Genomic DNA, 20754 nt, shown 5'->3' on the forward strand with positions numbered 1-20754 from the left:
CGAATGCCTGCGTGGATTACCAGCGGTAGTGCGCGAAGGCCTTGTTCGACTCGGCCATCTTGTGGGTGTCCTCACGACGCTTCACGCTGGCACCCAGGCCGTTGGAGGCGTCGAGAATCTCGTTCATCAGCCGCTCGGTCATCGTCTTCTCACGACGCGCGCGCGAGTAGCTGACCAGCCAGCGCAGCGCCAGCGTCGTACTGCGCCCCGAACGCACCTCGATGGGCACCTGGTAGGTGGCGCCACCGACGCGGCGGCTGCGCACCTCGAGCGTGGGCTTGACGTTGTCGAGGGCGCGCTTGAGCGTCACGACCGGGTCGGTGCCGGTCTTCTCACGGCAGCCCTCGAGGGCGCCGTGCACGATGCCCTCGGCGACCGACTTCTTGCCGTCGACGAGGACCTTGTTCACCAACTGGGTGACCAGCGGGGAACCGTAGACCGGGTCGACAATGACCGGTCGCTTCGGGGCGGGGCCCTTGCGCGGCATCAGCTCTTCTCCTTCTTCGCGCCGTACCGACTGCGCGCCTGCTTGCGGTTCTTCACGCCCTGCGTGTCGAGCGAACCGCGGACGATCTTGTACCGGACGCCGGGCAGGTCCTTCACACGACCGCCGCGCACGAGCACCATCGAGTGCTCCTGCAGGTTGTGGCCCACGCCCGGGATGTAGGCGGTGACCTCGATCTGACTGGTCAGCTTGACGCGAGCGACCTTACGCAGGGCCGAGTTCGGCTTTTTGGGGGTCGTGGTGTACACGCGCGTGCACACACCGCGCCGCTGCGGGCTGCCTTTGAGCGCCGGAGTTGTGTTCTTGGCGACCTTGTCCTGGCGGCCCTTGCGGACCAGCTGCTGGATCGTGGGCACTACGTCTCCGTTGTCCTCGTGCGTGTGTCGAACTGCCTCGACATCTGGGTTCTCGGATCGCGCTGAACGACAACCTCGTCAGCGGAATGGTGGGCGGCCGCCGTCAGGCGACCCCCGCGGTCGGGCGTGTCGGCCCGACACCACTCCACGCAACCAGGTTCCCGATCAGTGTGGTCGGTGGATCTGTCCGGTATGCGCCAGCTCGTCGGCTGGGCGCGCCGGTTGGCCCGGAACAGTCCAGGCACGAAGAATGAGGTTACCCGCTCGAGGGCACCCAGGTCAAAGCGGGCGCCGCGCTCAGGCAACCTGCCGTCGTGCGGCCACGGTAGCTCACCACGCCCGCCCGCGTCACCCCTGCACTGTGACGCCGAAGTCAAGCGTGAAGGTGAAGCAGTGATCTCGTTGACCGTCGCCGTGACTGAACTCTGTCGAACGTGGTCAGCGACCTGCTACCGTGCGTTCTCCAACTTTGATCATCCACACGGGGGTCGCCGTGCGTGTCGTATCGTCCGAGTTCGCCGCTCCGCGCGCTTCAAGCACACCCCGCCGGACGCGGTAGATGCTCGGGCGCGCCCGAACCATCCGTGCGACGCAGGCGCTGGTCGACGCCGTCGCAATACTTCACCAGGTCGCGGACCGGGACCGACAAGCACTCGAACAGCGGCGTGCCGACGATCTCAAGCAGCTGAGGGCGGGCTTTGCGGAAGAGGCCGGCGATCTGTACGAGGACCATGCCGCCGAGACATCACGACGCCGAACGGCGCTGAACGACGCCGTCACCACCTTCTCAACGCCCCAGCACGATGGGGGCCCGTTCGACGTTGCCGAGTACGTGCGCCTGGGGCAGGCGACGCTCGACACGGATCTGCCCGATCGTGCGGCGTCACCCACGATCCCCGTGTGGGCACCACTACTCGATCACGGAAATCTCGTCCTCACCGGCTCCTGGTCGGACACCGTCGCAGGGCTGATCCGATCGATGGTCCATCAGACGCTGACAGATAGCGGCCCTGGCCAGGTACGCATCCGATCAGTCGATCCGTCGGTCCGGTCCGCACTCGCCGCGTTCTCGCCACTCGCCGACGTCCGCGATGACCTCTTGACACCGCCTGCCACGTCGGAACACGAGGTCGAGGAAATGCTCCAAGGGCTCCTCGCCGACGTTCGTGCCACGGTGGACATGTTCCAGGGGCGGCGCTCCACCCTCGGCCAGCTGCGTCGCGAGACCGGCCAGCCCATCGGCACCTACCAGCTCCTCGTCGTCACCGACTTTCCCGCCGGGTTCTCCAGGCGGGCCACCGAAGGTCTGCTCAACGTCATGCGGGCTGGACCTGCCGTCGGCGTCAGCACGATCGTGCATGTCGATCCCGCCTTTCGGTCCACACCCGGTACGCCCGCCGTCGACACGCTTGCCTCCCAGGCAGAGACGATCGCGGTCACCGATCAGGGGGTGCGAACGGGTTGGCTTCCGGGCTGGACGATGACGCCGGACCCCGAGCCCGACCTCACGACCACCGCCGACCTCGCCGAGAAGGCGCGGGGAGCACAAGCTCCGCAGATCGATTTCCTCGATTGCCAGCCGAACGTTGATCTCCTGTCCGACGTGTCGACCCATCGCCTTACCGCAACCATCGGCCGTGCCGGCCAGCGCCCCGTCACTCTCACGTTGGGTGACGAGATCGATCAACGCCACAACATCCTGGTCTCCGGTGCCGTCGGCCAGGGCAAGTCGAACCTGCTCATGGTGCTCATCCACAGCCTCGCGATGCGCTATCCGCCGAGTGAACTCGAGATGCATCTCCTCGACTTCAAGGAGGGCGTGACGCTCGAACCATTGGGAGCCCGGTCGTCACCCCCGTCGTGGCTCCCCCACGCGGTATCCATCGGGTTGAACAGCGATCGGACCTACGGTGCGTCCGTCTTGTCGCACCTGGTGGCTGAGTTCGAGCGCAGGGCGACGCTGATGCGCGGGCACGGCGACAACATCACGAAGTACCGTCTCGCCGACCCGTCGCACCGGATGCCCCGAATCCTCGTCGTCATCGACGAGTTCCAGGTGCTGTTCGACGCGGACGACGACACCTCTGAACGAGCTCTGGCCGACCTCGAACGTCTCGCCCGGAAGGGCCGCGCCTATGGCATTCACCTCGTGCTCGCGTCGCAGACACTCTCAGGCATCACATCGATGCTCACAAAACAGGATGGGATCTTCGCGCAGTTCCCGATCCGCCTGGCGCTGAAGAACTCCGCAGCGGAGTCTCGCGCCGTCCTGGACCAGAACAACACGGCAGCAGCACGGCTACGCTATCGCGGCGAACTCCTCGTCAATCTCGACTTCGGCGACGTCGAGTCGAACCGCCGGGCCACGGTGTGCTGGGCCCAGGACCGCCAACTGGCTCAACTACGTCAACGTCTGTGCGATCACTCGGGGGCCGACCATTCTCGGCGACCGACAACTTTCGACGGCGCGCATGCTCCTTCACTCGCCGAGGCTCATCAGAAGTTGAGCGGCATTCGCCGGTCACCGGACTCGACAGCGGCTCGGTCGGCGCTACTCGGTACCACGGTCGACGTCCGTTCCGAGCCCGTCGGGTTCGCACTGACCGCCGACAACGGACGCCATCTCGCCGTGGTCGGCGCAGGCGCTCCTCGAAGCGGTTCCGGCATCTCTGAAGCGGACAACCAGGCCGTCGGCGCACTACAGGCCGCCGCCTTGAGTCTCGCCGCCCAGCACGGTGGCGATGGTGCGCAGATCGTCATTGTCGACCTCCTGCCGGAGACGACGTCGACGGCGTGCAACATGAACGAGTTCACGAACATCCTCGGCACGTCAGGCGTGACGGTGACCCGGTACGACAACAAGAACGTCGACGACTACCTAATCAGCCTGAACGACATGATCGAATCGCGTCAGCCGGACGATGCGCCGGTCTATGTCGTCGCGTTCGGCCTCGACCGGGTTCGAAAGTTCCGCCACCTCGATATGGCGCGTGGCGCAACGGTTACTCCAGCTGACGGTGTGCACGCCCTGCTGCGTGACGGACCACCGGTCGGCGCGCACCTGCTGGCATGGTGGTCGAGTTTGCGGGTGATGAACGAGCACCTGGGGCTCGAGGCGTCCGGGACCGTCGACGGCATCCTCGCGCTTCGAGTCACATCGAATGACGCACAGGATCTGTTCGGTCCGTTCACGGTCTGGAAACCTGACGGGCCACGCGGGCTGCTGCACGACCGCGTCGAATCGTCGGAGCCCAGCGTCATTGTCCCGTTCCGGCCTCTCATGACTGCACAGATCGATACGGTACGTCAGATGGTGGAGCAGCTTTGAACGGCTGGGACGCATACAGGCAGGCCGCCGCCCACCTGGCCGAGATGCCCGAGGAGGCCGACGCAGACGTCGAACGACTGGCCGCCGATCAGGAGCAGCGCACCGAATCCGTACGAGCTTCGTTCGAGCACGAGATTGAGCACACGTACGAGCACAAGCAGAAGTGCAACCAACTCCTCAGCGATGGCCGAGACGAACTGCGGCGTGTCCGCGGCCAGGTCCTTATCGACCGTAGCGAACCATTGGCCGACGCAGAGATAGACCCGCGCCTCGACATCCGGGAGGCGACGCGACGCGCTGACGTTGCTCTGGACGAGTTGAGAACGGCGGTGTCGAAGCAGAAGAGCCCGTCAGAACTGGCAGGTGATGTCGCAGGCGGCGTTGGCTTGTTGGTCGCTTTCGCCACGGTCGTGCTGGTCATCACCCTGATCGTGATCCAATTCATCTGACTGCCCCTATTCCGGGAGGAACGTTGTCGCAGCTCTCTCAGCTCAAGTCCCAGGTCGCCGCGCTCGGTCGCGACGCTTCGGCCACAGCCACGTCCCTGGCTGGCTACAAAGCAAAGTTCTCCGAATCGGTCGGTCAAGTCACCGCCACTGTGGGCGGCTCCGCACAGCATGTCGATCAGGACATGATCGCAACGTTGAAGGCCGCCGAGCAGCGCGTCGACGACGCCATAGTCGCACTGCAGCAGGCCGCCAAAGCTGCCAACTCTTACGCCTCCAGCCTCTGAGGCACACTCGTGTCGGAACTGGAAGACCTCGCCCGCACGATCCACGCATTGTGCGAACGGATCCAGCACGACACTCCGCACCTACACCAGAGCCAGCAGCACATCCGTCACCTTCGCCGTCCGCGCCGCACACCTCTCTCGCACCAGCAACGACCCAGGTCTTAAGCGCGTCGCCGACCTCGCCCACCACGCCGCCGAACGTCTCGCCGTCTCGATCACCGCCCTGATCGAAACCAGCAACCACGGTCACCGCTACGCCGACACCCTGACCGGATGGAATGCCGGAACACCGCGATTGTCCACCGGCAACACCGCCTCTGGCGCGCCACGGGATCCGGCACCGGAGACCACCGACACCGAACCCAAAACCGACACCGCGGCGTCACCCCCTCCGGCCGTCAATTCATACGACTGGACAGACACCGACAATCAGATCAACGAGGCGCTGCAAACGGGGCACCGTCTACGCCGTACTGAGCGTACGTGGCACGTCGCACGCGACCGGGCCATCGCCTACGCGCCGACCGGCGGTGCTCTGGTCGCGGTGTTCGCCGGCCACATCCCGGAGCCCATCCGCACCATGGTCGGCCTGCTTGGTGTCGGCGCCGGCGCGCTGGCGGAACCGGCGCAAAACCAGAAGGAGCTAGCCCATGGCACTCGACCCAGCACTCGTCCGCGCTGAAGCCGCCATGCGCCACGGCTTCGCCTGCGCCGGAGACGGAGCCGGAGCCGGCGACGAAATGGTCGCCACATTCGAAGGACTGTCCGACCACGAACACGTCGTCGCGTTCAACCTCGCCCGCCGCGTCATCATCGAAGCCCTCTCGGCCGCCAGGCCGGAAGGAATGACCGACGACGACTTCACCACCCTCGGCGCCAATATGGCGAAAACGATGGCGTGGGCCGACCTCGAACCAAATGGAGTCCAGACCTTCCTGCGCGAAGTCTGGCACGGACAGCCCTATAGCACCGACGAGGCCGACACGTTCGGCCTGGCCATCGTCTGCGGCGGATACCTCGTAGTCGGCCTCGCACCCGACGGTGACTGGTCCACCTTCCTCGACACCCTCCTCGACCGCATCGTCTTCCCCGACGGAACCGCGCAGTGAGTGCACGCCCGAGCGACACTGCCCCGCGGGCAATCGACGTCCCGTCATCGAGCTTTACGACGGGATCGGCAGTCGAGTTGCTGGATATACTTTCGGCGAGGCCAGACGTCTCGATCTCCTCCCGTGCGCACCTCAGGGAGTGGAGCGCCACCCGATGACTGAACGCAAACCTTCCGGGATCGACTTCGAAACGTGGATCGACAAGCAGATCCGCGAAGCGCAGGAACGCGGCGAGTTCGACGACCTGCCGGGCGCCGGCAAGCCCCTGCCGAACCTCGGCCGACAGCGCGACGAGCTTTGGTGGGTCCGTGACAAGCTGGCGCGCGAGGGTCTGTCGACCGAAGAAGTGCTCCCGACTGCGCTGAAGCTGCGCAAAGAGACGCACCGGCTGCCCGAGACGGTCCGCGACCTCACGTCCGAAGACGAGGTGCGTGCGGTGGTCGCCGATCTGAATGCCCGGATCAAGGCCTGGCTGCGAGCACCCTCCGGACCACACATCCGCGTCGGACTGGTGAACGCGGACACCGTCGTCGCGCAGTGGAAGGAAGACCGGGCAGCGTCTGCGTCCGACGCTTCGACGACGGTCCCGGCCTCCCAGGAAGCCGCGGCACCCAGCCGTCCACGCTGGTGGCACCGCCTCACGAGTCGGCAGCATCGAGCGTAGTCACGGTCCCAGTGCGGACAGCGCCGCGAGAACTCGCCCCGTGATGTGGCCATCTGCTCAGTTGTCACACGTTGCCCATGACGTGCACCTACAACGTCATGAGCGCCGAGAGCGGGCAGAACGGCCGCCCGGTCCGGTCGAGCGTGGACGCGTTGACCGCTACGGCGGCCGATTCCCAGGGCATCATCGACGCGGCCGGAAGCGAGATCGATTCGAGCGTGGAAGAGATTGTCCGCGTCGCCGTGTCGGAGCTTCCTCGTGACGAGGCCGCGGCCGTCGAATCCGCCGTCCGTGAGATCGCCGGTGACATGGCGCGCGTCATGGACGAATTGGCCGACGACGTCGGCACGACATTCGACGAACAGGCCACCGAACTCCGAGGGCTGCTCCAGCCTGACGACCATGACCCAGTCGACGTCGGACCTGCCGGCCTGGAACCGGGCCCGGCCAAGCACGACTCCTCGGATGCCGATCTTCGGCGCATCACGCTTCCAGACGGAACCGTCATCGTACCGGGTGCAGCTGCACCCGACCCTGTGGGATGGGAAGCAACCGCTACTGTCGATGACGAGCACATCTCGGACGATGATGACGGCGTGCCGCAACCGCACGCCGGCAGTGCCGCTGCCACCGCGCAGGACGAACCCGAGGAATTCAAAGAACGAAACGAGAATCGCTCCACTCGGCGTTCGGCCTCCCAGCGGGCCAAGGAAGCCAGGGAGATCTGGCTGGGCAATGGTAACGAGATCGGGAACCTCGCCCATGAGATTCTGGTCGAGCCGAACTACGAACCGCCAAAGCCTCCACCCGGGCTTGACGTCAACGATCCCGTCACAGCCTTGTCGATGACGCTGGCAGCTCTGTGGGAGGCACTGGCCCGGTCGACGCACAGAAGGAGAGGACGGTAACAGTGCCCGAGGAACAAACCGTCGAGAAACTGGTCCGCCAGGCGGTCGTTGACGCAAGCCGGGGCGACGCTCCGTCGTTCGCGTCTGCCATCGGCCGCCTCGAGCGACAAGGCTGGGACAAGAGTGGCATCACGATTATCGAGTCGCTGCTTCGGGCGACTGAGGAGCTTCCCTCTGTCGGACCCGCCGTTGCGGCCGAACTGACCCGTAGAGTAAGCGACCGATTTCGTGGTTCGTTGAAGATCAACCGCCCGATAATGGAGGCGATCATCCGCGGTGCGACCGACGACAGAGAGGCGTCGCACGGGGTGCCACGAGACTTGTCGGCAACCTACTCACTGCTCGTTGTCGGCCAACTCGTCCACGAGAGGTACCTGACTGTTGACGAAGCGCTCGGTTCCATGCCAACGGAGGTGTCTCCCGCTGATTTCCCTGACCAAGGCGACTGAGCGCAGCGCAAAGGTTTCGGCGAGTGGCCGGTCTGAAGATGATCTCTACCCGAAGGGGCGACGTAACAGTCTCGGCACTCAAGGTCCATCGCCAAATCTCGCCGAGGTGGGCGCGAGACGCGGACTCGCCGGTGAATGACCGGTCCCGGTTTGCCCACGGCGACCTGCGGCGGCGCGAGCGAAAGCGCGGGCTGACGGCCGTAACCGCCATCGGCAGTCGAACGAACAGCGAGATCCGAGGCGCTACCACGCCACCCGAAACCGAGGAGGACACGCCGTATGCGCGAGCTGATCGCGAGCGCCGTCGACAAAGCTGCCCGCGGCGATGCCGCCGGGTTCGTCGAGGTGACCAAGCGCCTGGAGCAGGACAACTGGGCCAGCAGCCAAGAGGACATCCTGCACGCACTCGCGGTCCTGGTCGACCGGTGCAGGCCCGAGCTCGACGCCACGCAGGCGGCCGAACTGGCTGCTGCGGTCCGTGAGCGTTTCGACAGTGTGTTCGCCGTTCAGCCGATCGCGCTCGAGAGCGTCGTGCGGGGCGTCGCCGGCGAGTCCGAGCTCCTGGAAGGCATGCCGCACAATGTGCTGCTGCTGTACGCGCTCCTGCTGGCGTCGGAACTCATCCAGGATCCCAGCAGCGGTTCGATGGACGACGTGTTCGGCGAGATCGACGACGAGCGCGCTGACCGCGACGCCGATCGCTGACCGCTACGGCGGAACCATCACCAGGATCGTGCACGCGTCACCAGGCGTGCAGGGGTGGTGACGCATGGATTTCCATCCATGCTTCAACAACGTGGATCATTCCGAGCAACGGGTAAGGGGTGTGGCGGCCGCTTGGACGCGGCTGCCACACCCCTCGTGGTGGTACGTCGGACGGGACCGTCAGCTGTAGGAGCCGAAGTCGTAGTCCTCGAGCCGGACCGCCTCGCCGGAGCCCTGGCCGAACTCGTAATCGGAGTAGTCGGCGCCGTAGTCGACCATGGAGTACATGGCCGCCTTGGCCTCCTCGGTCGGCTCCACCCGCAGGTTGCGGTACCGCGAAAGGCCGGTACCGGCCGGGATGAGCTTACCGAGGATGACGTTCTCCTTGAGCCCGATCAGCGGGTCGGACTTGGCGTTTATCGCCGCCTCCGTCAGCACCCGAGTGGTCTCCTGGAACGACGCCGCCGACAGCCACGAGTCCGTGGCCAGCGACGCCTTGGTGATGCCCATGAGCTGCGGCCGGCCGGAAGCGGGGCCGCCGCCCTCGGACACCGCACGGCGGTTCTCCTCCTCGAACCGGGAACGCTCGACGAGCTCGCCCGGCAGCAGGTCCGTGATACCACTCTCGAGCACGGTGATCCGCCGCAGCATCTGCCGCACGATGATCTCGATGTGCTTGTCGTGGATGGACACACCCTGCGACCGGTAGACCTCCTGCACCTGGTCGGTGAGGAACACCTGCACGGCCCGCTGGCCCTGCACACGCAGCACGTCGTGCGGGTCCGCGGTACCGGAGTGCAGCAGCTCGCCCACGTCGACGCGGTCGCCGTCCTGCACACGCCACTGGGCGATGCCCGGCGCGCGCCGGTTCGACCACTCCGACACCCGGCGGCTCAGCGGGAACGACTGCTCGTCGGAACCGTCGTCGGGGACGATCACCGCGTGGGTGCCCTTCGCGTCCTCTTCGATACGGACCCGGCCGGTCACCTCCGACAGCGGCGCCTTCCCCTTCGGGGCGCGCGCCTCGAACAGCTCGACGACACGCGGCAGACCGTGCGTGATGTCCTCGCCGGCGACACCGCCGGTGTGGAACGTACGCATGGTCAGCTGGGTACCCGGCTCACCGATCGACTGCGCCGCGATGATGCCGACGGCCTCCCCGACGTCCACCAGCTGACCGGTCGCGAGCGAACGGCCATAGCACATCGCGCAGACGCCGGTCTTGCTCTCGCATGTCAGCACGCTGCGCACGCGGACCTTCTCGACACCCGCCGCCACGAGGCGGCCGATCTCGACGTCGCCGACGTCGTCGCCGGCCTGGGCGACCGTCGTCCCGTCCGGGGCGACGACGTCCTCGGACAGCGCCCGCGCGTACACCGACGTCTCGGCGTGCTCGTCCTGGACCAGCGTGCCGTCCGAACCCGCCGCCGCGATCGGCAGCACCAGCCCACGCTCCGTGCCGCAGTCGACCTCACGGATGATGACGTCCTGCGAGACGTCCACCAGCCGCCGGGTGAGGTAACCCGAGTCGGCGGTACGCAGCGCGGTGTCCGCGAGACCCTTCCGCGCACCGTGCGTGGAGATGAAGAACTCCACCACGGAGAGCCCTTCGCGGAAGCTCGACTTGATCGGCCGCGGGATGGTCTCACCCTTCGGGTTCGCCACCAGGCCGCGCATCCCGGACAGCTGCCGGATCTGCATCCAGTTACCACGCGCACCGGACGCGACCATCATGTCGATGCTGTTGCCCGGCACGAACGACTCGCGCATCGCCTCGTCGACGGCGTTCGTGGCGTCCGTCCAGATGTCGATGAGCTCCTCGCGGCGCTCGCCGTCGGAGATCACGCCACGGCCGAAGTTGCGCTCGACCTTCTCGGCCTTCGCCTCGAAGCCCTCGAGGATCTGGCCCTTCGTCTCGGGCGCGACGATGTCGTCGACGGACACCGTGACACCGGAGCGGGTCGACCAGTGGAACCCGATCTCCTTCAACGAGTCCAGCGTCGCCGCGACCTGGATCTTCTGGTACCGCTCGGCCAGGTCGTTGATCAGCGCACCGAGGCGCTTCTTCTCCACGGCGCTGTTGACGAACGGATAGTCCGGCGGCAGCGCCTCGTTGAACAGCGCCCGGCCCAGCGTCGTCTGCACCGTCAGCGGCTCGCCCGGCTCCCAGCCCTCGGGGGTCGGGGTCCCGTCCGGCGGCACGACACTGTCGAGCCGGATGGAGATCGGCGCCTGCAACGACAGCTCACCACGGTCGAACGCGGAGATCGCCTCGGCGATCGACGAGAACGCGCGGCCCTCGCCCACCTGATCGTCGCGGTCGGAGGTGAGGTAGTAGATGCCCAGCACCATGTCCTGCGTCGGCATCGTCACCGGCCGGCCGTCGGCCGGCTTGAGGATGTTGTTGCTCGACAGCATCAGGATCCGTGCCTCGGCCTGCGCCTCGGCCGACAGCGGCAGGTGGACCGCCATCTGGTCACCGTCGAAGTCCGCGTTGAACGCGGTGCAGACGAGCGGGTGGATCTGGATGGCCTTGCCCTCGACCAGCTGCGGCTCGAACGCCTGGATACCCAGGCGGTGCAGTGTCGGCGCACGGTTCAGCAGCACCGGGTGCTCGGCGATGACCTCTTCGAGGACGTCCCACACCACCGGCCGCTGCCGCTCGACCATCCGCTTGGCGCTCTTGATGTTCTGCGCGTGCGACAGGTCGACCAGCCGCTTCATCACGAACGGCTTGAACAGCTCGATGGCCATGCCCTTCGGCAGCCCGCACTGGTGCAGCTTGAGCTGCGGACCGACGACGATGACGGACCGGCCGGAGTAGTCGACCCGCTTACCGAGCAGGTTCTGGCGGAACCGGCCCTGCTTGCCCTTGAGCATGTCCGAGATGGACTTCAGCGGCCGGTTGCCCGGGCCGGTGACCGGCCGTCCGCGGCGCCCGTTGTCGAACAACGCGTCGACGGACTCCTGCAGCATCCGCTTCTCGTTGTTGACGATGATCTCCGGGGCACCCAGGTCGAGCAGCCGCTTGAGGCGGTTGTTCCGGTTGATGACCCGGCGGTAGAGGTCGTTCAGGTCGCTGGTCGCGAAGCGCCCGCCGTCGAGCTGAACCATCGGCCGCAGGTCCGGCGGAATGACCGGGACGGCGTCGAGCACCATGCCGCGGGGGTCGTTGCGCGTGGTCAGGAACGGCGAGACCACCTTGAGCCGCTTCAGGGCCCGGGTCTTCTTCTGCCCCTTGCCGGTGCGGATCAGCTCGCGCAGCTTCTCCGCCTCGGCCTCGAGGTCGAAGTGGTCGAGGCGCTCCTTGATCGCCTGTGCGCCCATACCGCCGCGGAAGTACTGGCCGAAACGGTCACGCATCTCGCGGTACAGCATCTCGTCGCCCTCGAGGTCCTGGACCTTGAGGTTGCGGAAGCGGTCCCAGACGGCGTTGAGCCGGTCGACCTCGCCCTCCGCGCGCTTGCGCAGCTGGCTCATCTCACGCTCGGCCGACTCCTTGACCTTGCGCCGGACATCGCCCTTGGCGCCTTCGGCCTCGAGCTCGGCCAGGTCGGACTCGAGCTTCTTCGCCCGCGCCTCGATGTCGGCGTCACGGCGCTGTTCGACCTGCTTGCGCTCGACGTCGATCTGGCCCTCGAGCGACGACAGGTCGCGGTGCCGCGCTTCCTCGTCCACCCAGGTGATCATGTACGCCGCGAAGTAGATGACCTTCTCGAGGTCCTTCGGCGCAAGATCGAGCAGGTAGCCGAGCCGCGACGGCACGCCCTTGAAATACCAGATGTGCGTGACCGGGGCGGCCAGCTCGATGTGGCCCATCCGCTCACGACGCACCTTCGCGCGGGTCACCTCGACACCGCAGCGCTCACAGATGATGCCCTTGAAGCGCACCCGCTTGTACTTGCCGCAGTAGCACTCCCAGTCCCGGGTGGGACCGAAGATCTTCTCGCAGAAGAGCCCGTCCTTCTCCGGCTTCAGGGTTCGGTAGTTGATGGTCTCCGGCTTCTTGACCTCGCCGTGCGACCACTCGCGGATGTTGTCGGCAGTGGCGAGGCCGATGCGCAGCTCGTCGTAGAAGTTGACGTCGAGCACGTGTGTCCTTCTCTCGCTAAGTATCTCGCTGTTGTCGTCGACGCTTGGTGTCGAGTTCGCTGCTCACCCGGGTGGATGGTGTCGGCGGTGGGACGATCTGCTTCGGGCGGTCAGGCTTGATCCCTGCGCATCTCGTCCCACCGCCGACCACCTCACTGTCCGTGGCTCGCTGCGTGTGTCGTCATGCTTCTCGACGCGTCATACTTCCTCGACGCTGCTCGGCTCGCGCCGGGACAGATCGATACCGAGTTCCTCCGCGGCGCGGAAGACGTCCTCGTCCGTTTCGCGCATCTCGATCTGAGATCCGTCACTGGAGAGCACCTCGACGTTGAGACACAGTGCCTGCATCTCCTTGTAGAGCACCTTGAACGACTCCGGCAGGCCGGACTCGGGGATGTTCTCGCCCTTGACGATCGCCTCGTAGACCTTCACGCGGCCGGGGACGTCGTCGGACTTGATGGTGAGCAGCTCCTGCAGCGCGTAGGCCGCGCCGTAGGCCTGCAGCGCCCAGACCTCCATCTCGCCGAACCGCTGGCCGCCGAACTGGGCCTTGCCGCCCAGCGGCTGCTGGGTGACCATCGAGTACGGCCCCGTCGAGCGGGCGTGGATCTTGTCGTCGACGTGGTGGTTGAGCTTCAGCATGTACATGTAGCCCACCGCCACCGGGGACGGGAACGGCTCACCCGAGCGCCCGTCGAACAACCGGGCCTTGCCATCACCCTTGACCAGCCGGTCGCCGTCTCGGGTCGGCAGCGTGGACGCCAGCAGGCCGGCGATCTCGTCCTCGCGAGCACCGTCGAACACCGGAGTGGCGACGTTGGTGTCGGCCGGCGCCTCGGTGGCGCCGATCGACGCCAGCCGCTGCTGCCACTCCTCGTCGTCGCCCTCGACCTGCCAGCCGGTCTTGGCCACCCAGCCCAGGTGGGTCTCCATCACCTGGCCGAGGTTCATCCGGCTGGGCACACCCAGCGGGTTCAGCACGATGTCGACCGGCGTGCCGTCCTCGAGGAACGGCATGTCCTCGACCGGAAGGATCTTCGCGATGACGCCCTTGTTGCCGTGCCGGCCGGCGAGCTTGTCGCCGTCCTGGATCTTGCGCATCTGTGCGATGTAGACCCGGACCAGCTGGTTGACACCCGGGGGCAGTTCGTCGCCCTCGTCGCGGTCGAAGACCCGGACGCCGATGACCTTGCCGGACTCGCCGTGCGGCACCTTCAGCGACGTGTCCCTGACCTCGCGGGCCTTCTCGCCGAAGATCGCCCGCAACAGCCGCTCTTCGGGGGTCAGCTCGGTCTCGCCCTTCGGGGTGACCTTGCCGACGAGGATGTCGCCGTTGCCGACCTCGGCACCGATGCGGATGATCCCGCGCTCGTCGAGGTCGGCGAGGACCTCGTCGGACACGTTCGGGATGTCCCGGGTGATCTCCTCCGGGCCGAGCTTGGTGTCGCGGGCGTCGACCTCGTGCTCCTCGATCTTGATCGAGGTGAGGACGTCGTCCTGGATGAGCCGCTGCGAGATGACGATGGCGTCCTCGTAGTTGTGGCCCTCCCAGGACATGAACGCGACCAGCAGGTTCTTGCCCAGGGCCATCTCGCCCATGTCGGTGGACGGCCCGTCGGCGATGACCTGGCCGACCTCGACCCGCTGTCCCTCGTCGACGATCGGGCGCTGGTTGATGCACGAGCCCGCGTTCGACCGGCGGAACTTCGCCAGCTGGTAGGTCTGGTACGTGCCGTCGTCGGCCATGACCGTGACGTAGTCGGCGGACATCTCGGTCACCACGCCGGCCTTGTCGACCACGATCACGTCGCCGGCGTCCTCCGCCGCGTGCGACTCCATGCCGGTGCCGACCAGCGGCGACTCGGCCTGCAGCAACGGCACGGCCTGGCGCTGCATGTTGGAGCCCATCAGCGCGCGGTTGGCGTCGTCGTGCTCGAGGAACGGGATCATGGCGGTGGCCACCGACACCATCTGGCGCGGCGAGACGTCCATGTAGTCGACCTGGTCGCCCGCGACCGCCTCGACCTCGCCGCCGCGCTTACGGACCAGGACCTTGTCCTCGGCGAAGTAGCCGTCCTCGCCCAGCTGCGTGTTGGCCTGCGCGATGACGTTGCGGTCCTCTTCGTCCGCGCTGAGGTAGCGGATCTCGTCGGTGACCCGGCCGTCGTGGACGCGGCGGTACGGCGTCTCGATGAAACCGAACGCGTTGATGCGTCCGTACGTGGCCAGAGAGCCGATCAAGCCGATGTTCGGGCCCTCCGGCGTTTCGATCGGGCACATCCGGCCGTAGTGCGACGGATGGACGTCGCGGACCTCCATGCTGGCGCGCTCGCGGGACAGACCGCCCGGGCCCAGCGCGTTGACGCGGCGCTTGTGCGTCAGCCCGGCCAGCGGGTTGGTCTGGTCCATGAACTGCGACAGCTGCGAGGTGCCGAAGAACTCCCGGATCGCGGCCACGACCGGGCGGATGTTGATCAGGGTCTGCGGCGTGATCGCCTCGACGTCCTGAGTGGTCATCCGCTCGCGCACCACGCGCTCCATCCGCGACAGGCCGGTGCGCACCTGGTTCTGGATGAGCTCGCCGACCGTGCGGATACGGCGGTTGCCGAAGTGGTCGATGTCGTCGACCTCGACCGGCACCGTGGTGCCCTCGTGCGTCAGCTCGGTCTCGCCGGCGTGCAGCCGGACCAGGTACCGCAGCGTGGCGATGATGTCGTCCATGGTCAGCGTGCTCTGGTCGAGCTGCGACTCGAACCCGAGCTTCTTGCCCAGCTTGTACCGGCCGACCTTGGCGAGGTCGTAGCGCTTGGGGTTGAAGTACGCGTTCTCGAGAAGCTGCTGTGCCGCCTCCCGGGTCGGCGGCTCACCCGGGCGCATCTTCCGGTAGATGTCGAGCAGCGCCTCTTCCTGGGTGGTGGTGTGGTCCTTCTCCAGGGTCGCGCGCATCGACTCGTAGTCGCCGAACTCTTCGAGGATCTGCTCGTTCGTCCAGCCCATGGCCTTGAGCAGTACCGTGACGTTCTGCTTGCGCTTGCGGTCGAGCCGGACGCCGACGGTGTCGCGCTTGTCGACCTCGAACTCCAGCCAGGCACCACGGGACGGGATGACCTTGGCGGTGTAGATGTCGCGGTCGGACGTCTTGTCGAGGCCGCGCTCGAAGTACACACCCGGTGAACGGACCAGCTGCGAGACCACGACACGCTCGGTGCCGTTGACGATGAACGTGCCCTTGGGCGTCATGAGCGGGAAGTCGCCCATGAAGACGGTCTGGGACTTGATCTCGCCGGTCTCGTTGTTGATGAACTCGGCGGTGACGAACAGCGGCGCGGAGTACGTGAAGTCGCGCATCTTGCACTCGTCGATGCTGTTCTTCGGCTCCTCGAACCGGGGGTTCGAGAAGGACAGGGACATCGTCGCCGAGAAGTCCTCGATGGGACTGATCTCGTCGAGCGTCTCCTGCAGACCCGACGTCGTGTTGACGTCGGTGCGCCCCTCCGCTTCGGCGGCGGCGACGTGCGCCTGCCAGCGCTCGTTTCCGAGCAGCCAGTCGAAGCTGTCTAGCTGAAGGGCGAGAAGGTTGGGTACCTCGAGAGGTTCCCGGATCTTGGCGAAGGAAAGGCGGCGCGAGCCGTTCTTGGTCTCATGAGCGGTGGGCGTGACGGCCAACAGGGGTCCTTCCGAGGGCACACGGATGGAGTGAATCGCGTGGTTGCGCCGTCTTCAGACCCACGCAAAAACACGGGCAGACGACAGCGCAAAGCTGCAGTCTAACCCAAAGGGCACACTGCTGTCGAGTGGCGTCCCACTCCGCGTCTTCTTCTCCCTTGCATCTCCCACCTCGGTACGCATGAAGCATCTCGTCCACGAGACGCGCTCGTCAAGCACCGCGGCCGAAGATCGGTCCGATTCGACCCTGAACGCCCCCTGTGTCCTGCGCGGATACCGATCCGGTGACGGGCGACACGGCCCGGCGGCTCAGGCCGCCGGGACGATCGCGCCGTCGTAGTTCTCCTCGATGAACCGCACGACCTCCTCCGAGGTCAGCAGGTCCGCCAGCGTCGAGATGCTCTCGCTGTTCTCCGATCCCGTGGGAACGACCAGCACGTTGGCGTACGGGTTGTCCTCAGCCGACTCCATCGCCAGCGCGTCCTCACCGGGCGCCAGGTCCGCCTCGAGCGCGTAGTTCGTGTTGATCACGGCGAGATCGGCGTCCGGCAGGCTCCGCGGCAGGCTCGCCGCCTCCAGCTCCTCGATCTCGAGACCGCCGTCGTCGACGATGTCCTGGCGCGTCGCCGAGATGCCGGCGTCGTCGGCCAGCTCGATCAGGCCCTCGTCGGCGAGCAGGTTGAGCGCCCGCCCGCTGTTGCTCGGGTCGTTCGGGATGATGACCTGAGCACCGGACGACAGCTGGCTCAACGAGTCGATCTTCGTGGAGTACATGCCGAGCGGTTCGAGATGCACCGGGGTCACCGCTTCGAAGTCGTAGCCGCGGTCGGCCTCCTGGGCATCCAGGTACGGGACGTGCTGGAAGAAGTTCGCGTCCAGCTCGCCCTCGCTGAGCGCCACGTTCGGCTGCACGTAGTCGGTGAACTCGACGAGCTCCAGTTCGATGCCCGCGTCCTCGGCGAGCTCGTCCTGGACGAACTGCATGATCTCGCCGTGCGGCACCGGAGTGACACCGACGCGGACGACACCGTCGCCGGCGCTGGACCCGTCGTCGGCTCCGCAGCCGGCCAGCAGGACGGCCGAGGCCAGCCCGGCGACGGCGATGGTCGTTCTCTTCATCTGGGATCTCCTGAGAGTCGAACTTCACTTCCCGGGCCGGCGCCGCGGGTGTGCGGCACGTGGCTCGGCTGGACGGTGCCGGCGGCGCTCAACGGTGCGACAGCCGCCGGGCACACAGGTCGCCCGCGGTCTGCACCGCTTTGACGACGACGACGAGGATCGCCACTGTCACCCAGGTGACACCGGTCTCGAAGCGGTGGTAGCCATAGCTCACCGCGAGCTCGCCCAGACCGCCCCCGCCCACGGCGCCGGCCATGGCGGTGTAACCGATCATGGCCACGACCGTCACGGTCAGCCCGGCCACGATGGACGGCAGCGCCTCGGGCACGAGGACCTTGACGATCAGCTGCCGCCGTGAGGCGCCCATCGACGCGCCCGCGTCGACCACGCCCGGCGACACCTCACGGAGTGCGGCCTCCACGAGCCGGGCGAAGAACGGGATCGCGGCGACGGTCAGCGGCACCGCCGCCGCCGAGCTCCCGATGGTCGTGCCGACGACGAGCCGGGTGAACGGCACGATCGCGATCATCAGGATGATGAACGGGATCGAACGGCCGATGTCAACGACCGCTCCCAGCACCCGCGAGACCGTGCGCGACGGCGTCAGCCCACCCGGCCCGGTGACCGACAGCGCCACGCCCAGGGGCAGCCCGAGCAGCACCGTCACCACGCCCGCGATGCCGACGATGGCCAACGTCTCGAGCGTCGCCTGCCACAGTTCGGGCGCCCAGCGGTCCCAGCCCTCCCCCGTCATGCGACCGCCTCGACTCGGGCACCGCCGGTCCGTAGGACCTTCGTGGCCTCACTCACCGCCGTGGTGTCGACCGCCACCCGCAGCCGGCCGACCCGGCTGCCGCGCACCGTCTCCACCCCGCCGGCCAGGATCGTCACGTCGCCGTCGGTCGCCCGGATCGCCTCGCTCAACAGCGGACGGTCGGCCGCGTCACCGAGGAACGACACGTCCAGGACGGCGCGGCCGTCGCCGGCCACGTCGGCGGCTCCGAGCTGCGGGAACAGCCCGTCCGACAGCATCGTTCCCGGTGTCGCCGCCAGCTCCGCCACCGGACCGCTGGCCGCCACCGTGCCCTTCTCGAGGATCGCGGCCGTGTCGCACACCGTGGTCACGACGTCCATCTCGTGCGTGATCAGCACGATCGTGACGCCGAGTTCCTCGTTCACTCGGCGCAGCAGCGCCAGGACCGACCGCGTCGTCTCCGGGTCCAGCGCCGACGTCGCCTCGTCGCACAGCAACAGGTCCGGCCGCGCCGCCAGCGCACGCGCCACGCCTACGCGCTGCTGCTGACCGCCCGAGAGCTGGGCCGGGTACGACGACTTCTTGTCCGACAGGCCGACCAGCTCGAGCAGCTCGTCCACCCGGGCGGCGCGGCGTGACCGGGGCTCGCCGGCCAGCTCGAGCGGGAGTGCGACGTTGCCGGCGACGGTCCGCGAGTCCAGAAGGTTGAACCGCTGGAAGACGTTCCCGATGCGCCGCCGCGCGGCCAGCAGGTCCGCACCCGACAGGCCGGAAAGATCGGCCCCGTCCACCAGCACCGACCCGGACGTCGGCCGGTCCAGCAGCGACACACAGCGCAGCAGCGTGCTCTTCCCGGCGCCGCTGCGGCCGAGGACGCCCGCGACCCGGCCGGTCGGCACGTCGATGTCGACGCCGTCGAGGGCGACCACGTCACCGGTCGGAGTCGGATAGACCTTGCGAAGTTCACGGATGGAGATCAAAACGAAAAACCTGACGGACGGGAACGTGCGGCACCGGCCCGGACGGCCGGGCCGTGCATCGGCACTGCGGGAACTCGAGGAACTGGGCGGACGGTGCGGCGAGGGTCACCGACAGGCGCCGCCGAGGCGGCTCGGCGCGCGCTCGGCCCGGCTCGGAAGACGCACCGCGTCCGCGCGAGGCATTCGGCACACGAACTCGTCAGCGGTCACGACAGTCCATGTAAGGACTTTCGCCGCCGGTTTTCAAATTGGAAGACACCTGCGCTCACCATATGAGACAGGTGTGACCGGCCTCACGGCTCCTGACAACCGGCCGTGAACGACAACAGGGGCCGCGCCGGACCCGCGAGTCATGACGACTCACGGACCGGCACGGCCCCTGCCGTACCGCGATGCACAGACGCTTCGAGAACCGAAGCGTCAGCGGATCACTTGACCGAGATGCTGGCGCCGGCGGCCTCGAGGGTCTCCTTGGCCTGGTCGGCGGTCTCCTTGTTGACCTTCTCGAGCAGCGGCTTCGGCGCGCCCTCGACGAGGTCCTTGGCCTCCTTGAGGCCCAGCGACGTCAGCGTCCGGACCTCCTTGATGACCTGGATCTTCTTGTCGCCGGCGTCGTCGAGCACGACGTCGAACTCGTCCTGCTCCTCCTCGGCCTCGACCTCCTCGCCGCCGCCCGCGGCCGGCGCTCCGGCTGCGACGGCGACCGGCGCGGCGGCCGTGACGTCGAAGGTCTCCTCGAACTGCTTCACGAACTCCGACAGCTCCAGGAGCGACATCTCCTTGAATGCGTCGAGCAGTTCGTCGGTGCTGAGCTTCGCCATGGTGGCGTCCTTTCTGTGGTGGTGGTCAGCTCTGGCCGGAGCCGTCGCCGGCTTCGACCTTCTGCCGGAGCGCGTCGACAGCGCGCGCGGTCTTCTCCAGCGGGGCATTGAAGAGCGACGCCGCGTTCTGCGTGGACGCCTTCATCGCGCCGGCCAGCTTGGCCAGCAACACCTCTCGCGACTCGACGTCGGCGAGTCGGTTCATCTCGTCGGCCGACAAGTGGCTGCCCTCGAGCAGCCCGCCCTTGATGGCCAGCGACGGGTTGGCCTTGGCGAAGGTACGCAGCCCCTTGGCGGCCTCGACCGGGTCGCCCTTGACGAAGGCGATGGCGGACGGGCCGACGAGGTAGTCGTCGATGCCCTCCACGCCAGCGTCCTTCGCTGCGATCTTGGTCAGCGTATTCTTCACCACGGCGTAGGAGACGGTCTCACCGAGCGCCCGACGGAGTTCCGTCAGTTGCTTCACGCTGAGACCCCGGTACTCGGTCAGCACGATCGCGTTGCTACTGCGGAACTCGTCCGCCAGCTCGGCGACGGCGGCTGCCTTGTCTGGCCTCGCCATGTG

The 20754-nt window shown here is 67.1% G+C and carries 18 protein-coding genes; 9 read left to right on the plus strand and 9 right to left on the minus strand.

Going from position 1 to position 20754, the window contains the following annotated elements; genetic code table 11:
- Positions 1-16: 16 nt before the first annotated feature.
- The gene (rpsG, locus tag CLV30_RS20250) at positions 17-487 is read right to left on the minus strand and encodes a 30S ribosomal protein S7 (RefSeq protein WP_106539051.1); all 471 of its coding nucleotides are present in this window, start codon (positions 485-487) and stop codon (positions 17-19) included.
- The gene (rpsL, locus tag CLV30_RS20255; RefSeq protein ID WP_106539052.1) at positions 487-861 is read right to left on the minus strand and encodes a 30S ribosomal protein S12; all 375 of its coding nucleotides are present in this window, start codon (positions 859-861) and stop codon (positions 487-489) included. Before rpsL ends, rpsG begins: the two co-directional genes overlap by 1 nt.
- Positions 862-1420: 559 nt before the next feature.
- Between rpsL and CLV30_RS20260 the strand changes: the two genes are divergently transcribed.
- The 9 genes from CLV30_RS20260 to CLV30_RS20300 all read left to right on the plus strand — a co-directional run bounded on the left by CLV30_RS20260 (position 1421) and on the right by CLV30_RS20300 (position 8757).
- Positions 1421-4189 (plus strand): FtsK/SpoIIIE domain-containing protein, encoded by a 2769-nt coding sequence (locus tag CLV30_RS20260; RefSeq protein WP_106539053.1) that lies wholly within the window; start codon positions 1421-1423, stop codon positions 4187-4189.
- On the plus strand, positions 4186-4638 hold the full coding sequence (locus CLV30_RS20265) for a hypothetical protein (RefSeq protein ID WP_106539054.1): 453 nt from the start codon (positions 4186-4188) through the stop codon (positions 4636-4638). The genes CLV30_RS20260 and CLV30_RS20265 overlap by 4 nt, the downstream gene beginning before the upstream one ends.
- Before the next feature lie 23 nt (positions 4639-4661).
- Positions 4662-4922, plus strand: coding sequence for a hypothetical protein (locus tag CLV30_RS20270; protein ID WP_106539055.1), 261 nt, complete (start codon positions 4662-4664; stop codon positions 4920-4922).
- A 295-nt stretch (positions 4923-5217) separates the two neighbouring features.
- A complete protein-coding gene (locus tag CLV30_RS20275) occupies positions 5218-5604 on the plus strand; it encodes a hypothetical protein (protein ID WP_106539056.1) in 387 nt (128 codons plus the stop codon).
- Between the two features lie 7 nt (positions 5605-5611).
- Positions 5612-6031 carry a hypothetical protein gene (locus tag CLV30_RS20280; protein ID WP_106539057.1) on the plus strand — a complete coding sequence of 140 codons (420 nt, stop codon included), beginning with the start codon at positions 5612-5614 and terminating at the stop codon, positions 6029-6031.
- A 154-nt stretch (positions 6032-6185) separates the two neighbouring features.
- Positions 6186-6695 carry a DnaJ family domain-containing protein gene (locus CLV30_RS20285; RefSeq protein ID WP_106539102.1) on the plus strand — a complete coding sequence of 170 codons (510 nt, stop codon included), beginning with the start codon at positions 6186-6188 and terminating at the stop codon, positions 6693-6695.
- A 98-nt stretch (positions 6696-6793) separates the two neighbouring features.
- Positions 6794-7603, plus strand: coding sequence for a hypothetical protein (locus CLV30_RS20290; RefSeq protein ID WP_129711109.1), 810 nt, complete (start codon positions 6794-6796; stop codon positions 7601-7603).
- 2 nt (positions 7604-7605) lie between these two features.
- Positions 7606-8052 carry a hypothetical protein gene (locus tag CLV30_RS20295; RefSeq protein ID WP_106539059.1) on the plus strand — a complete coding sequence of 149 codons (447 nt, stop codon included), beginning with the start codon at positions 7606-7608 and terminating at the stop codon, positions 8050-8052.
- Between the two features lie 279 nt (positions 8053-8331).
- Positions 8332-8757, plus strand: coding sequence for a hypothetical protein (locus CLV30_RS20300; protein ID WP_106539060.1), 426 nt, complete (start codon positions 8332-8334; stop codon positions 8755-8757).
- Positions 8758-8937: 180 nt separating this feature from the next.
- Here the strand turns inward: CLV30_RS20300 and CLV30_RS20305 are convergent, their stop codons facing one another.
- The 7 genes from CLV30_RS20305 to rplJ form a co-directional block, all read right to left on the minus strand.
- Positions 8938-12849, minus strand: coding sequence for a DNA-directed RNA polymerase subunit beta' (locus tag CLV30_RS20305; protein WP_106539061.1), 3912 nt, complete (start codon positions 12847-12849; stop codon positions 8938-8940).
- Between the two features lie 198 nt (positions 12850-13047).
- Positions 13048-16518, minus strand: coding sequence for a DNA-directed RNA polymerase subunit beta (gene rpoB, locus CLV30_RS20310; RefSeq protein ID WP_106539103.1), 3471 nt, complete (start codon positions 16516-16518; stop codon positions 13048-13050).
- A 306-nt stretch (positions 16519-16824) separates the two neighbouring features.
- Positions 16825-17634 (minus strand): MetQ/NlpA family ABC transporter substrate-binding protein, encoded by an 810-nt coding sequence (locus CLV30_RS20315; RefSeq protein WP_106539062.1) that lies wholly within the window; start codon positions 17632-17634, stop codon positions 16825-16827.
- A gap of 88 nt (positions 17635-17722) precedes the next feature.
- Positions 17723-18388 (minus strand): methionine ABC transporter permease, encoded by a 666-nt coding sequence (locus CLV30_RS20320; protein WP_106539063.1) that lies wholly within the window; start codon positions 18386-18388, stop codon positions 17723-17725.
- Complete coding sequence (locus tag CLV30_RS20325) at positions 18385-19368, minus strand: methionine ABC transporter ATP-binding protein (protein ID WP_106539064.1); 984 nt, start codon at positions 19366-19368, stop codon at positions 18385-18387. Before CLV30_RS20325 ends, CLV30_RS20320 begins: the two co-directional genes overlap by 4 nt.
- Before the next feature lie 428 nt (positions 19369-19796).
- The gene (rplL, locus tag CLV30_RS20330) at positions 19797-20189 is read right to left on the minus strand and encodes a 50S ribosomal protein L7/L12 (RefSeq protein WP_106539065.1); all 393 of its coding nucleotides are present in this window, start codon (positions 20187-20189) and stop codon (positions 19797-19799) included.
- Positions 20190-20214: 25 nt separating this feature from the next.
- A complete protein-coding gene (gene rplJ, locus CLV30_RS20335) occupies positions 20215-20751 on the minus strand; it encodes a 50S ribosomal protein L10 (RefSeq protein ID WP_106539066.1) in 537 nt (178 codons plus the stop codon).
- Between the last annotated feature and the right edge of the window lie 3 nt (positions 20752-20754).

It is taken from the genome of Haloactinopolyspora alba (genome assembly GCF_003014555.1).
Lineage (GTDB): Bacteria > Actinomycetota > Actinomycetes > Jiangellales > Jiangellaceae > Haloactinopolyspora > Haloactinopolyspora alba.

What these genes read in the sequence shown, in the direction of transcription:
- rpsG (WP_106539051.1), bottom strand. Translation starts at nt 487, where the DNA reads ATGCCGCGCAAGGGCCCCGCCCCGAAGCGACCGGTCATTGTCGACCCG.
- CLV30_RS20260 (WP_106539053.1), top strand. Translation starts at nt 1,421, where the DNA reads ATGCTCGGGCGCGCCCGAACCATCCGTGCGACGCAGGCGCTGGTCGAC.
- CLV30_RS20280 (WP_106539057.1), top strand. Translation starts at nt 5,612, where the DNA reads ATGCGCCACGGCTTCGCCTGCGCCGGAGACGGAGCCGGAGCCGGCGAC.
- CLV30_RS20285 (WP_106539102.1), top strand. Translation starts at nt 6,186, where the DNA reads ATGACTGAACGCAAACCTTCCGGGATCGACTTCGAAACGTGGATCGAC.
- CLV30_RS20290 (WP_129711109.1), top strand. Translation starts at nt 6,794, where the DNA reads ATGAGCGCCGAGAGCGGGCAGAACGGCCGCCCGGTCCGGTCGAGCGTG.
- CLV30_RS20300 (WP_106539060.1), top strand. Translation starts at nt 8,332, where the DNA reads ATGCGCGAGCTGATCGCGAGCGCCGTCGACAAAGCTGCCCGCGGCGAT.
- CLV30_RS20315 (WP_106539062.1), bottom strand. Translation starts at nt 17,634, where the DNA reads ATGAAGAGAACGACCATCGCCGTCGCCGGGCTGGCCTCGGCCGTCCTG.
- CLV30_RS20320 (WP_106539063.1), bottom strand. Translation starts at nt 18,388, where the DNA reads ATGACGGGGGAGGGCTGGGACCGCTGGGCGCCCGAACTGTGGCAGGCG.
- rplL (WP_106539065.1), bottom strand. Translation starts at nt 20,189, where the DNA reads ATGGCGAAGCTCAGCACCGACGAACTGCTCGACGCATTCAAGGAGATG.
- rplJ (WP_106539066.1), bottom strand. Translation starts at nt 20,751, where the DNA reads ATGGCGAGGCCAGACAAGGCAGCCGCCGTCGCCGAGCTGGCGGACGAG.